General features: G+C 65.8%; 9 protein-coding genes and 2 pseudogenes. 6 read left to right on the top strand and 5 right to left on the bottom strand.

Annotation, left to right across the window (positions count from 1 at the left end):
• The 3 genes from gatB to DIE21_RS27320 all read left to right on the top strand — a co-directional run bounded on the left by gatB (nucleotide 1) and on the right by DIE21_RS27320 (nucleotide 3,263).
• The gene (gatB, locus tag DIE21_RS27330; protein ID WP_124500608.1) at nucleotides 1-1,473 is read left to right on the top strand and encodes an Asp-tRNA(Asn)/Glu-tRNA(Gln) amidotransferase subunit GatB; all 1,473 of its coding nucleotides are present in this window, start codon (nucleotides 1-3) and stop codon (nucleotides 1,471-1,473) included.
• A gap of 126 nt (nucleotides 1,474-1,599) precedes the next feature.
• Entirely contained in the window at nucleotides 1,600-2,439 is an 840-nt protein-coding gene (locus DIE21_RS27325) for a polyphosphate kinase 2 family protein (protein WP_124500607.1), read from the top strand.
• Nucleotides 2,440-2,489: 50 nt separating this feature from the next.
• A complete protein-coding gene (locus tag DIE21_RS27320) occupies nucleotides 2,490-3,263 on the top strand; it encodes an exodeoxyribonuclease III (RefSeq protein ID WP_124500606.1) in 774 nt (257 codons plus the stop codon).
• Nucleotides 3,264-3,365: 102 nt separating this feature from the next.
• On the opposite strand, the gene DIE21_RS27315 is transcribed toward DIE21_RS27320, so the two are convergent.
• Nucleotides 3,366-4,418, bottom strand: coding sequence for an NAD(P)-dependent alcohol dehydrogenase (locus tag DIE21_RS27315; RefSeq protein WP_124500605.1), 1,053 nt, complete (start codon nucleotides 4,416-4,418; stop codon nucleotides 3,366-3,368).
• Nucleotides 4,419-4,647: 229 nt separating this feature from the next.
• Between DIE21_RS27315 and DIE21_RS27310 the strand changes: the two genes are divergently transcribed.
• Entirely contained in the window at nucleotides 4,648-5,592 is a 945-nt protein-coding gene (locus DIE21_RS27310) for an AraC family transcriptional regulator (RefSeq protein ID WP_124500604.1), read from the top strand.
• A gap of 54 nt (nucleotides 5,593-5,646) precedes the next feature.
• On the opposite strand, the gene DIE21_RS27305 is transcribed toward DIE21_RS27310, so the two are convergent.
• The 4 genes from DIE21_RS27305 to DIE21_RS27290 form a co-directional block, all read right to left on the bottom strand.
• Entirely contained in the window at nucleotides 5,647-6,681 is a 1,035-nt protein-coding gene (locus tag DIE21_RS27305; RefSeq protein ID WP_124500603.1) for a M48 family metallopeptidase, read from the bottom strand.
• Nucleotides 6,671-8,092, bottom strand: coding sequence for an AmpG family muropeptide MFS transporter (locus DIE21_RS27300; protein ID WP_124500602.1), 1,422 nt, complete (start codon nucleotides 8,090-8,092; stop codon nucleotides 6,671-6,673). Before DIE21_RS27300 ends, DIE21_RS27305 begins: the two co-directional genes overlap by 11 nt.
• A 116-nt stretch (nucleotides 8,093-8,208) precedes the next feature.
• On the bottom strand, nucleotides 8,209-8,817 hold the full coding sequence (gene metW / locus DIE21_RS27295; RefSeq protein ID WP_006755281.1) for a methionine biosynthesis protein MetW: 609 nt from the start codon (nucleotides 8,815-8,817) through the stop codon (nucleotides 8,209-8,211).
• On the bottom strand, nucleotides 8,814-9,959 hold the full coding sequence (locus DIE21_RS27290) for a homoserine O-acetyltransferase (protein WP_124500601.1): 1,146 nt from the start codon (nucleotides 9,957-9,959) through the stop codon (nucleotides 8,814-8,816). The genes metW and DIE21_RS27290 overlap by 4 nt, the downstream gene beginning before the upstream one ends.
• Before the next feature lie 470 nt (nucleotides 9,960-10,429).
• On the opposite strand from DIE21_RS27290, the pseudogene DIE21_RS38315 reads away from it, so the two are divergent.
• Together DIE21_RS38315 and DIE21_RS27280 are read left to right on the top strand one after the other, a co-directional pair.
• A pseudogene (locus DIE21_RS38315) lies at nucleotides 10,430-10,747 on the top strand (ESPR domain-containing protein); the annotation flags it as partial.
• Between the two features lie 60 nt (nucleotides 10,748-10,807).
• Nucleotides 10,808-13,875, top strand: a pseudogene (locus tag DIE21_RS27280) (hypothetical protein); the annotation flags it as partial.

Here is a 13,875-nt window from a genome sequence, read left to right as displayed (position 1 = left end):
ATGACTCAATGGGAAGTCGTCATCGGTCTCGAGACGCACGCGCAACTGTCGACCGTCTCGAAGATTTTCTCCGGCGCGTCGACGCAGTTCGGCGCCGAGCCGAACACGCAGGCCTGCCCGGTCGACCTGGCGCTGCCGGGCGTGCTGCCGGTGCTGAACCGCGGCGCGGTCGAGCGTGCGATCCGCTTCGGCCTCGCGATCGGCTCGACCATCGCGCCGCGCAGCATCTTCGCGCGCAAGAATTATTTCTACCCCGATCTGCCGAAGGGCTATCAGATCAGCCAGTACGAGATTCCGGTCGTGCAGGGCGGCCGGATCACGATCCAGGTGCCCGCCAACGAAAAGGCCGGCAAGCAGGCGTACGAGAAGACGGTCAACCTGACCCGCGCGCACCTCGAGGAAGATGCGGGCAAGTCGCTGCACGAAGACTTCGCCGGGATGACCGGGATCGACCTGAACCGCGCGGGCACGCCGCTGCTCGAGATCGTCACCGAGCCGGAAATGCGCAGCGCGGCCGAGGCCGTGGCCTATGCGAAGGCGCTGCATGCGCTCGTCGTGTGGCTCGGCATCTGCGACGGCAACATGCAGGAAGGCTCGTTCCGCTGCGACGCGAACGTGTCGGTGCGCCCGGTCGGCCAGGAAAAGTTCGGCACGCGTGCCGAGATCAAGAACCTGAACTCGTTCCGGTTCCTTGAAGAAGCGATCAACTACGAAGTGCGTCGCCAGATCGATCTGATCGAGGACGGCGGCGAAGTCGTGCAGGAAACGCGCCTCTACGATCCGGACAAGCGCGAGACGCGTTCGATGCGCAGCAAGGAAGACGCGCACGACTACCGCTATTTCCCCGATCCCGACCTGATGCCGCTCGTGATCGGCCAGGACTGGATCGAGCGCGTGCAGGCCGGGATGCCCGAACTGCCGGCCGCGATGCAGCAGCGCTTCGCCGAGCAGTACGGCGTGTCCGCGTACGACGCCGGCGTGCTGACGTCGAGCAAGGCGATGGCCGCTTACTTCGAGGCCGTGGTCGCGAAGGCCGGCGCAGCGAACGCGAAGATCGCCGCGAACTGGCTGATGGGCGACGTGTCGTCGCAGCTCAATCGCGACGGCATCGAGATCGACGCGATTCCGGTCTCGGCCGCGCAGCTCGCGCTGGTGCTGCAGCGCATCGCCGACGGCACGATCTCGAACAAGATCGCGAAGGAAATCTTCGCGACGATCTGGGACGAGAAGGCCGACGACGAAGCCGCGGCCGACCGCATCATCGACGCGAAGGGCCTGAAGCAGATCTCCGACACCGGCGCGCTGGAAGCGATCATCGACGAAGTGCTCGCGGCGAACGCGAAGTCGGTCGAGGAATTCCGCGCGGGCAAGGAAAAGGCGTTCAACGCGCTGATCGGCCAGGCGATGAAGGCGACCAAGGGCAAGGCCAACCCGCAGCAGGTCAACGAACTGCTGAAGAAGAAGCTCGGCTGAACATGGCCGCGCGCCTGAACCGCGCCTGACGACGGGCCGCCGCCGGATTCGTTCGGGGCGGCCCGTCGTTTTGGTGCATGCGTTATCGTGTGAGCGTATGCATCGCACCGTCCAACGGAGGAACGAATGGCGAAACAACCGTCGCTCGACGATTTCCGCGTGCCGTACAGCACGCGCGAGAAGGAAGCTGCCGCATTCAGGCTCGATGCGTTCGATCCGGCCGCGAAGCCGTTCTCGTCGGGGTCGAAGGACGCCGACCGCGAACGGCTCACCGCCGTGTCGACGGAACTCGACGTGCAGCAGGAGCGCCTGCACACGCAGCAGAAGAAGCGCGTGCTGCTCGTGCTGCAGGGGATGGACACCAGCGGCAAGGACGGCACCGTGCGCGCGGTGTTTCGCGATGTCGATCCGCTCGGCCTGCGGATCGTGCCGTTCAAGGCGCCGACGCCGATCGAGGCCGCGCACGACTTCCTTTGGCGCGTGCACGCGCAGGTGCCGGCCGCGGGCGAACTCGCGATCTTCAATCGCAGCCACTATGAAGACGTGCTCGTGCCGCGCGTCCTCGAGCTCATCAACGACAAGGAATGCGAGCGCCGCTACCGGCAGATTCGCGATTTCGAGGCGATGCTCGCGGAGAACGGCACGACGATCGTCAAGTGCTTCCTGCACATCTCGAAGGACGAGCAGCGCGCACGGCTGCAGGCGCGCATCGACGATCCGACCAAGCACTGGAAGTTCGACATCTCCGATCTCGATGCGCGCAAGCACTGGGATGCGTACCAGTCGGCGTACCGCGACGCGCTCGCCGCGACCTCGGCCGAGCATGCGCCGTGGTACGTGATCCCGGCGAACTCGAAAACACATCGCAACGTGATGATCGCCGAGCTGCTGCTGCGCACGATGACCGACATGAAGCTCGAATTCCCGCCGCCGAAGCCGGAGCTCGAAGGCGTGAAGATCAGCTAGGCTGCGATCCTGTAAAACACATCGAACTGAACTGAACTACGGAACCCGACATGATGCGAGTGATTACCGCCAACCTGAACGGCATCCGCTCCGCCGCGAAGAAGGGCTTCTTCGAATGGCTCGGCGAACAGAGCGCCGATTGCGTGTGCGTGCAGGAAATCAAGGTATCGGCCGACGACCTGCCGGCCGAATTCGTCGAGCCGCACGGCTTCAGGAGCTATTTCCACCACGCCGAGAAGAAGGGCTACAGCGGCGCGGGCGTGTACAGCCGCCACGAGCCCGATGACGTGATCATCGGCTTCGGCAGCAGCGAATTCGATGCCGAGGGGCGCTACGTCGAGGCGCGCTACGGCAAGCTGTCGGTCGTGTCGGTGTACGTGCCGTCCGGCTCGAGCGGCGAAGAGCGCCAGCAGGCCAAGTACCGCTTCATGGACGCGTTCATGCCGCATCTCGCCGAGCTGAAGAAGAAGCGCGAGGTGATCCTGTGCGGCGACGTGAACATCGTCCACAAGGAAATCGACATCAAGAACTGGAAGAGCAACCAGAAGAACTCGGGCTGCCTGCCGGAAGAGCGCGCGTGGCTCACGCAGCTGTTCGACGATGTCGGCTACGTCGACGTGTTCCGCACGCTCGACCCGCGTCCCGAGCAGTACACGTGGTGGAGCAACCGCGGCCAGGCGTACGCGAAGAACGTCGGGTGGCGGATCGATTACCAGATCGCGACGCCGGGCGTGGCCGGCACCGCGAAAAGCACGTCGATCTTCAAGGACATCAAGTTCAGCGATCATGCGCCGCTGACGGTCGATTACGACTACAAGAAGTGACCTTCGGCGCTACGCAGCGCGCGTAGCTGCCGAGCCATCCGGTCGCCGGATGCAAGACGGGCCGCATGTCGAACATGCGGCCCGTTTCGCTTGGGGTGCCGCTTATTGTTTGAGCGACGCCATGTCGATCACGAACCGGTACTTCACGTCGCTCTTCAGCATCCGTTCGTAAGCGGCATTGATCTGCTGCATCGGAATCGTCTCGATATCCGACGTGATCCCGTGCTCCGCGCAGAAATCGAGCATCTCCTGCGTTTCCGCGATCCCGCCGATCAGCGAGCCCGCGAGGCGGCGGCGCTTGAAGATCAGGTTGAACACCTGCGGCGACGGGTGGTCGTGCTCCGGTGCGCCGACGAGCGTCATCGTGCCGTCGCGCTTCAGCAGGTGCAGGAACGGGTTCAGGTCGTGCTGCGCGGCGACCGTGTTCAGGATGAAGTCGAAGCTGTTCAGGTGCGCGTTCATCTGCGCTTCGTCCTTCGAGATCACCACTTCGTGCGCGCCGAGCCGTTTGCCGTCCTCGATCTTCGACGGCGATGTCGTGAACAGCACGACGTGCGCGCCCATCGCGCGCGCGAGCTTCACGCCCATGTGGCCGAGGCCGCCCAGGCCGACGATCCCGACCTTCTTGCCGGGGCCGACGTTCCACTGTCGCAGCGGCGAGTAGGTCGTGATCCCCGCGCACAGCAGCGGCGCGGCGCCTGCCGGGTCCAGCGTCTCGGGCACGCGCAGCACGAACGCCTCGTCGACGACGAGCTGTGTCGAATAGCCGCCGTACGTGACGTCGCCCATCACGCGATCCTGGCCGTTGTAGGTGCCGACGAAGCCGTTCTCGCAATACTGCTCGAGGCCTTCCGCGCAGCTCGGGCAGGTGCGGCACGAATCAACGAGACAGCCGACGCCGACCAGCTCGCCGACCTTGAAGCGCGACACCTGCGGGCCGGTCGCGGTCACGCGGCCGACGATTTCATGGCCCGGCACGACCGGGTAGATCGTGTTGCGCCATTCGTTGCGGGCCTGGTGCAGGTCCGAGTGGCAGACGCCGCAGTAGAGCACCTCGATCTGGACGTCGAGGTCGCGCAGCGCGCGGCGCTGGAATTCGAACGGGGCGAGCGGCGAGCGCGCATCGGTCGCCGCGTAAGCGTAGGTTGTGCTCATGCAGGGGGCTCCTTGTCCGGGAAAAACATCCGGTGAAACAGACTGCCGCCGCATCATGTGGCGACGCGGCGAGACAGGTGCCCATCGTAAGGAGCGGGCCGCGTCGGCGAAATACACGAAGGTCTCGAAGATTTGCCTATTCCTCTCGAATTGCGTGCGAACGGCCGTCAAAACGCTTTCAAGGTGCTACATTGCAAGCCAGATTCTCTTGCCGGACAGGACGACGCCGATGAGCTTCCAGCCCCTTTTCGACGATTCGGGCGAGCGTGTGCGGCGCCGCATGATCGAGCTGCATGCGCGCCTCGCGCCGAACGACGGCGACACGCTGGCGGCGCTCGACGGCGTGCGCTTCATCCGCGTGAGCCGTCCCGCGCCGCGCATGCCGGCGCTGTACGAGCCGAGCATCATCGTCGTGTGCCAGGGCCGCAAGCTCGGCTATCTCGGCGATCGCTCGTTCGTCTACGACGCGCAGCAGTATCTCGTGCTGTCGGTGCCGCTGCCGTTCGAATGCGAGACCTTCGCGAGCATGGACGAGCCGTTTCTCGCGATCTCGATCCGTGTCGATCTGGCGGTGATCGCCGAACTCGCGATCCTGCTCGACGAGACCCTCGGCGCGGCGGTCAGCGAGCCGCACGGCGTCTATTCGACACCGCTCGACGCGCCGCTCGCCGACGCGGTGGTGCGGCTGCTCGAAGCGCTCGCGTCGCCGCACGACACGTGCGTGCTCGGGCCGGCGATCATGCGCGAGATCGCGTACCGCGTGCTGACGGGCGCGCAGGGCGACGCGATTCGCGCGGCGCTCGTCCAGCAGCATCATTTCGGCCGCATCGCGAAGGCGCTGCGGCGCATCCACGCGGACCTGAAGGCCGAGCTCGACGTCGAGACGCTCGCGCGCGAGGCCGGGATGAGCCTCGCGGTGTTCCACGCGCAGTTCAAGCACGTGACGGCGACGTCGCCGATGCAGTATGTGAAGGCCGCGCGGCTGCACCAGGCGCGGTTGATGATGGTGCAGGACGGCGTCGGGGCGGGGGCTGCCGCCGCGCGGGTCGGCTATGCGAGCGCGTCGCAGTTCAGCCGCGAGTTCAAGCGGCTGTTCGGCCGCAGCCCCGGTGACGAAGTGCGCTGGATGCACGAAAGCGGCAGCCGGCCGGTCGAATCGGACGTTGGCGCATAGCGCCCGGCGTCACGCGCCGGCGATGTCCGACGAGGAAGCCGCCGGCCGCGGCGCTCAGCGCCGCACGACCTTGCGCCGCTGCGCGTTGATGCCCGCGTAGTCGGGCAGCGTGTCGACCCGTTTGCCGATTGCCTTCGCATACAGCGGCATCAGGTCCGGCAGGCGGTTCAGCAGATCCTGCCGCCGCGCCGCGCCGTACGGGTGCATGTAGATGAAGCCCGACGTCCTGTTCGCGCGCGTTGCCGCCGCGAGCTTGTCCCACAACGTGATCGCCGCGCGCGGATCGAAGCCCGCGCGGGCGGCGATGTCGCCGCCGATCACGTCGGCTTCGGTCTCGTCGGTCGGGTCGTAGCGCAGCGTCTGCAGGCGTGCGCCGAGGTTCAGCTCCTGCTGCAGCGGATCGCCGACGCCGAACAGCGGCGGCAGCGTAGCCGCTCGCAGTGACGTTTGCGACGTCGCGCTGAAATTGCTGCGCGCGTGTTCGCGCAGCGCATGCGCGATGCCGTGCGCGAGCAGCACGCCGGACTCGTCGTCGTTCAGGCGCACGCGATCGAGCAGCCCGCCGTACACGAGCACCTTGCCGCCCGGCAGGCAGGTGACGCGGATGTCGCGCGAGCGGATCGCGGTGACGTCCCACGCCCAGTTCTTCACGCGATCGTTCCACTTCACCGAATACGGTGCGAGCTTCATCACGATCGCGCGCAGGCGTTTCACGCGCGGCTGGTTCGCGGGCAGCAGGCGGTCGCTGTCGGCGGCCGCCTGCACGATCTGCGCATATTCGTTGGCGGTGAGTTGCTCGAGCAGCGGCGACGGGATCAGCGTGCGGAACGCGATCGCGTTGCCGTAGCGGACCTGCTGCGGCGTCGGCGTATAGGCTTTCGCCGGCACGGCCGCGCCGGTCGGCTGCGCGGCTTCGGCGGCGGACGGCGCAACCGGGGCCGCCGGCGTGGACGGCGCAGCCGGCGCGGAGCCCGCCGCGGCCGCACCGGCGTCGGACGCATGCGCGCTTCCGGCCGCGCCGAGCATCGCGATGCCGGCGCTCAGTGCGGCGGCGACGCGTGCCACGCGATGCAATCGATCATTGCGCACGGCTGGCCTCGCCGTTGCGCGCGACACCGTTCCACGGCGCGATCTTGAACAGCAGCAGCATGCCGGGGATCGCGAGCGCGGTGCACACGATGAAGTAGTCGAACCAGCCGATCTTCGCGACGATGAAGCCGCTCGCGGCCGATGCGAGCGTGCGCGGCACGGACGCGAGGCTCGTGAACAGCGCGAACTGCGTGGCCGTGTAGCGCGGGTCGGTCGTGCTCGCGATATACGCGACGAACGCGGCCATCGTCAGGCCGGTCGTGAAGGTTTCGACGCCGTAGACGATCGCGAGCGCGACCGTCATCGGGCTGAACTGCGGCGTGACGGCGATGCCGAACACCGACAGCGCCGACGCGATTGCGTGGCTCGTCGAGACGGTGAAGTCGTAGAGCACCGCGAGCACGGGCGAGCCGGGGCCGAGTTGCGCGAGCCACGCGAAGCCGAGCGTCGACACCATCTGCAGCGCGCCGAAGATCCACAGCCCGCGGCCGATCCCGATCTTCACGAGCCAGACGCCGCCGATGATGCCGCCGGCGACGCTTGCGACGAGCGCGGTGGTTTTCGCGACGATGCCGATCTCGGTACGCGTGAAGCCGATGTCGAGGAAGAACGACGTCGACAGCGTGGTCGCCATCGTGTCGCCGATCTTGAACAGGAAGATGAACGCGATGACGAGCAGCGCGCCGGCCCAGCCGTCGCGCTGGATGAATTCGCGGAACGGCAGCACGATCGCGTCGCGCAGGTTGCGCGGCGGCGCGCCGACCACTTCGGGCTCGCGCACGACGAGCGTCATCAGGATGCCCGGCAGCATGAACGCGCCGGTGAGCGCGAACACGGCGTCCCACGGCAGGTGGTCGGACAGGATCAGCGCCAGCGAGCCGGGGATCAGCGCGGCGAGCTTGTACGCGTTCACGTGTACCGCGTTGCCGAGGCCCTGCTCGGTGTCGCGCAGCAGTTCGCGGCGATACGCGTCGATCACGATGTCGGAGCTTGCGCCGAAGAACGCGACGAGCGTCGTGAGCGCGGCCACTGTCCAGATCGAGTCGCGCGGCGACACGAAACCGAGCGCGGCGATCGCACCGGCGACCAGCACCTGGGTGAGCAGCATCCAGCCGCGCCGGCGGCCCGGCCGCCAGCCGGGCAGGCGCGGGAGGTAGCGGTCCATCAGCGGCGCCCACAGGAACTTCCACGTATACGGGAACTGGATCAGCGCGAACAGGCCGATTTCCTTCAGGTTCACGCCCTCGGAGCGCAGCCATGCCTGCACGAGGTAGACGAGCGTGAACAGGGGCAGACCCGACGTGAACCCGAGGAACACGCAGATCAGCATGTGCGTGTTCAGATAGGCTCGCCAGCCGGGGTGATCCTCGTGGGCGGTGAGCGCGGGCGCCTCGTGTGGCGTTTTGGACATGGACTGGAACTGGGTAGCGTTGACTGATTGCGGCGGCAGCGCAGGCGGCGCGGGCAGCGCAGGGGCGCGGCCGCACGTGCGTGCGGGCCGTCGGCGTCCGTCAACGGCTCCCCGGCTCAGCTGCGCTTGACGCGATAGACAGCAAGACTACCACGCCAGTTCGCTCCCCATCGAATCGGTTGGCCTTCGTGCAGCACCACGCGGTCGAGGATCGTCACGCCGACTTCGGGCGCGAGCGCCTCGAAATCCTCGATCGTCAGCACCCGGACGTTCGGTGTGTTGTGCCACTGGTAAGGCAGCGACTTCGACACCGGCATCCGGCCGTTCAGCACCGACAGCCGGTGCGGCCAGTAGCCGAAATTCGGGAACGACACGATGCATTCGCGCCCGACCCGCGCGGTTTCGCGCAGGATCGCGGCCGTCTGGTGAATCGTCTGCAGAGTCTGCGACAGGATTGCGATGTCGAAGCTGTGGTCCTCGAACAGGCGCAGGCCGTCCTCGAGGTTCTGCTGGATCACGTTGATGCCGTTCTTCGCGCTCGCGAGCACGCCCGCGTCGTTCAGCTCGATCCCGTATCCGGTTACGTCCAGTTCTTCCATCAGCAGCGCGAGCAGCGAGCCGTCGCCGCAACCGAGGTCGAGCACCGTCGAGCGCGGTTCGACCCAGCGCGCGATCGTGCGGAAGTCCGCGCGCGCGGACAGGGAATTCAGCGCTTGCTGGTTCATGCGCCCACCTCGTTGGCAATTCGTTCGTAATACGCGCGGATCAGGTTGTGATAGCGCGCGTCTTCGAGCAGGAACGCGTCGTGGCCGTGCGGCGCGTCGATCTCCGCGTAGCTGACCGTGCGCTTGTTGTCGAGCAGCGCCTTCACGATCTCGCGCGAGCGGGCGGGCGCGAAGCGCCAGTCGGTCGAGAAGCTCGCGATCAGGTATTTCGCCTGCGTGTGCGCGAGTGCGGCCGTCAGGTTGCCGTCGAACGCCTTCGCCGGGTCGAAGTAGTCGAGCGCGCGCGTGATCAGCAGGTACGTGTTCGCGTCGAAGTAGTCGGCGAACTTGTCGCCCTGGTAGCGCAGGTACGACTCGACCTCGAACTCGACGTCGAAGCTGAAGTTGTAGGCATCGAGCGCGCCGTCCGCGCGGCGTAGCGCACGGCCGAATTTCTCGGCCATGTCGTCGTCGGACAGGTACGTGATGTGGCCGATCATCCGTGCGACGCGCAGGCCGCGCTTCGGCTTCACGCCGTGCGCGTAGTAGTCGCCGCCGTGGAAGTCGGGATCGGACAGGATCGCGGAGCGCGCGACCTCGTTGAACGCGATGTTCTGCGCGGACAGCTTCGGCGTCGACGCGATGTCGATGCAGTGCGCGACGCGTTCCGGATACATCAGGCTCCATGCGAGCGCCTGCATCCCGCCGAGGCTGCCGCCCATCACCGCGGCGAAGCGCTCGATGCCGAATGCGTCGGCGACACGCGCCTGCGCGTGCACCCAGTCCTCGACGGTGACGACCGGGAAGCGTGCGCCGTACGGCTTGCCGGTCGACGGATCGGCGCTCATCGGGCCGGTCGAGCCGAAGCACGAGCCGAGGTTGTTCACGCCGATCACGAAGAAGCGGTTGGTGTCGAGCGGCTTGCCGGGGCCGACCATGTTGTCCCACCAGCCGGTGCTGCGCGGATCGTCCGCGTAGACGCCGGCGACGTGGTGCGACGCGTTGAGCGCGTGACAGACGAGCACCGCGTTCGAGCGCGCGGCGTTGAGCTCGCCGTACGTCTCGACGACGAGCTGATAGTTGCCGAGCACGCTGCCGCTTTGCAAGCGCAGCGGTTCGGCGAAGTGCATGGTCTGTGGAGCGACGATGCCGATCGATTCCATTCGTTCCGCCTTATGACTGGGCGGCTAAACGGTGTCGGCGAGGCGCGGAGGCGAAGGTGCGCGGCTGACGACCTCTTTAGCCGCATTTGTAGTGAACCGCCGGGACAAGGACGCATCAAGGCCCCGGCCGGTTCGCGCGCCCGCAATCGAGTCAGCAAATCGGCGCGCTTCCGACCTGCCGCCGAGCGGGCGGCAGGTGGCACAAAGTATAGCGGATTTTCCAGGCGAGCGAGCGGTCCGGAAGGCCACGTTCAAGCAGGTGCCGACGCCTGTCGTCTGGCACCGCTGTCCCGTGAAACGCGTTGCCGCCGCGACTTTTTAATACAGAAAATATCGAATTATTTGATGCCTGGTGTGACCGGGTAAATCCTTCAATTTCTGTAACGTTTATTCAATATAAAACGAAATTCGTACAAGTTCTAAATTTATTTTATTTGATTTAGTTCGCGTCCTGTTTTTGAGATGAAGGCATGTCAATAGAGTTTCAACCAGCTTTCAGTATCCGGTTGAAACGCGCGATTTGGCAGCGCTGTCGGCATGATCTTTCATCTGTGTTCATGCGATTTCTCAGAATGCAGTTTCGCATTTCTTCCCGGAAAGCCGTAAGCGTTGAGCTACTTGTCACCGCTCTTGCCGAGTCGTCACATCGATATGGCTGTGCAAATTCGATGCGCGTCGCGGAGAGGTTTACCAAAGGAAAAGTTCGTATGAACAAGTCGTATCGTGTCGTGTGGAACGCCTCGACCAGCACTTGGTGCGCGGCATCGGAAATTGCACGCGGGCGCTCGAAATCATCGCGCTCGGCGAAATCGAAAATCGCGGCGGCCACTGCGCTGGTCGTTGCCTCCATGGGGTCCGCGTACGCGGACGAAGTCGACCCGGCAGACCCGACGCTCGACGATCGGACCCATCTGACCGACGTCAAGCAGGATGATCCGCTGACGCTCAAGCGAAGCGGGCCCGATACCCGGGCAGTCGTGCCCGACAACAGCGCCTACGTGAAGATCAATGCGAAGGGCGACGGCACGGATAACGCGTCGGCGATGGGCGAGAACTCGATCGCGATCGGCAGCAGCGCGAAAACGCGCTCGGCTACGTCGGGTCTCGGCGGTGCGGTGGCGATCGGTACCGCAGCGACGGCGGCTGGCAACAACGTCGCGCTTGGCGGCAGCGCATCGGCAACGGGCGAACTCGGTGCGGTTGCGCTGGGGGCCTCGGCCAATGCATCCGGCAAGTCGTCGGTCGCGCTCGGCTTCGAGTCACAGGCGACCGGTTGGGGCGCCTACGCGCTGGGCCGGAAGGCGGCGGCGCTGGCGGACGCCTCGGTGGCGATCGGTGATTCGTCGATGGCGACGCGGACCGGCACGACGGCGATTGGCTTGCAGGCTGCGGCGGCTGCGGACAATGCGGTCGCAATCGGTCAGAGCGCGGCGGCGCGCGCCACCGACTCGCTGGCACTCGGTGCGTATTCCGAGGCTGACCGGAGCCAGACGGTATCGGTCGGTACCGCCGGCTTCGAGCGTCAGATCGTCAATGTCGGGCGCGGCACGCAGGCGACCGATGCCGTCAACATCGCGCAGCTCAAGGACGTGACCGCCACGCTGGGTGGCAACGCTGCGGTCGACGCGAACGGCAACATCAAGAAACCGGCCTACACGATCGGCAGCAAGACCTACGACAACGTCGGCGACGCGCTGCTGGCGGCGTCCGCGTCGGGCGGCGGGTCGGAAAACGCGGTCGAGTACGACTCCACCGCGAAGAATTCGGTGACCCTCGGCGGCACCGGCTCGGCCGAGGTCAAGCTCACCAACGTGCGCGCGGCCACGCTGGCGTCGAACAGCACGGACGCCGTCAACGGCGCGCAACTGTTCGCGACCAACAACCGCGTGACCAAGGTCGAGCAGTCGCTGACCGATAGCGGCCTGATCGATCCGTCGACCGGCGAGTCGCTCGCGGTCGTGTACAAGGACGCGACCAAGAGCACCGTTGCGCTGGGCGGCACGGGTGGTACGACCGTCACGAACGTGAAGGCCGGCAAGGTCGTATCGGCCAGCAAGGACGCCGTGAACGGCAGTCAGCTGTACGACGTATCGTCGAGCGTCGCGTCGGCACTCGGCGGTCAATCGGCCGTCAACGCGGACGGCACCGTGTCGACACCGACCTACAAGGTTGGCGACAAGACCTACAACAACGTCGGCGACGCACTTCAGGCCGCGGCCGCCTCGGGCGGGGCTGGCGGCGAGGATGCGAACGCCGTGCACTATGACGGTACGAACAAGTCCAGCGTGACGCTGGGCGGCACGGGTGCGTCGAACCCGGTCTCGCTGAAGAACGTCGCGACGGGCACCGCCGCCACCGACGCAGTCAACGTGGCCCAGCTCCAGAGCGGCATGAGCGACGTCAAGGACGAGATCAAGAAGGACCTCGGCGACGGCACGCTCGACATGAAGTACATCAAGGTTCGGGCCACGGGCATGCAGGCCAATGCGCTGGGCAAGAACAGCGTGGCGATCGGCTCGCAAGCGAATGCGACGAACATCGATACGCTGGCGATCGGGTCGGGTGCCCGCGCGTCGGGGGCCAACTCGATCGCAATCGGCGTCAACTCGGTTGCTATGGCAGCCAATACCGTGTCGGTAGGCGACGTGGATTCCAAGCGTCGGATCGTCAACGTCGAAGCGGGTATTGACGACTCGGATGCCGTCACCATGAAGCAGTTGACCGACGCGATGAATTCCGCCAATACGAAGCTCGACGTGAAGATGACGCGGATGACGCGTGACGTCGAATCGAAGCCGGGCAGCTTCGTCGCGATCGAAGGGTTGGGCGCGGACGGCAGCTTGCCGAGCATTGCATCGATGAACGGGCGCGATCCCAAATTGGGTACGGCTGCGGCCATCGGCGTAGGGAGTGGCGCCGGCGGGCTCAATACTGTCGCAGTCGGTCTGCAGGCGGTTGCGAGTTCGGACAACTCGGTGGCGATCGGCAGTATCGCCCAGACGGGTGTTGATCACCCGTATTCGGTGGCGATCGGCAGCATGGTCACGACGAATGGTCCCGGCGCGTTGGCAATCGGCTCTCGAGCGAAGGCCAACGGCGAAAACGCGGTGGCAGTCGGCAACAACGGCGTGATGGCGCTGGGCAAGAGCTCGATCGCCATGGGCGACAAGGCGACGACGGCGGTCGGGAGCGTGAACGGTATGGCGCTCGGCAAGTCTGCGAAGATCGAGCAAAACGTAACCGACGCCATCGCACTGGGTGCCAACGCGAGTGTGGCGTCGGGCAATAACGGTGGCATCGCACTGGGCGCCAATTCCGTCGCCGATCGCGGCAATGCGCTCTCCGTCGGGTCGAATTCGCTCCAGCGCCAGATCGTCAACGTCGCAAAGGGTACTAAAAACAACGACGTGGTGAACGTGAGCCAGCTGACGGGCGTGACGAACGCGCTCGGCGGCGGCGCGGGCATCGATGTCGATGGCACCGTCAAGGCGCCGACGTACAAGGTTGGCGACACGACGTACAACAACGTCGGCGACGCGCTGGACGCGATGTCGAAGAACGCCGGCTCTGACCCGAACGCGGTGGTGTACGACAGCACGTCGAAGGACAAGGTGACGCTGGCGGGCAAGGCGGGCACGACGCTGTCGAACGTGGCGGCGGGCAAGGCCGACCTGGATGCGGTGAACGTGTCGCAGCTGAAGTCGTCGGGCCTGATCGGTGAAGACGGCAAGTCGCGTGCTGCAATCACCTACGACAAGAACGCGGACGGTACGCCGAACTACCAGTCGGCGACGCTGGCGGGCGCTGGCGGTACGAAACTGACGAACGTGAAGGCCGCTGAGCTGTCGTCGACGAGCACGGACGCGGTGAACGGCTCGCAACTGTTCGCGACGAACGAGAACCTGGGCAACCTGAA

Source organism: Burkholderia sp. Bp9140, assembly GCF_003853425.1.
Lineage (GTDB): Bacteria > Pseudomonadota > Gammaproteobacteria > Burkholderiales > Burkholderiaceae > Burkholderia.
This window is presented reverse-complemented; position numbering and strand designations above follow the sequence as displayed.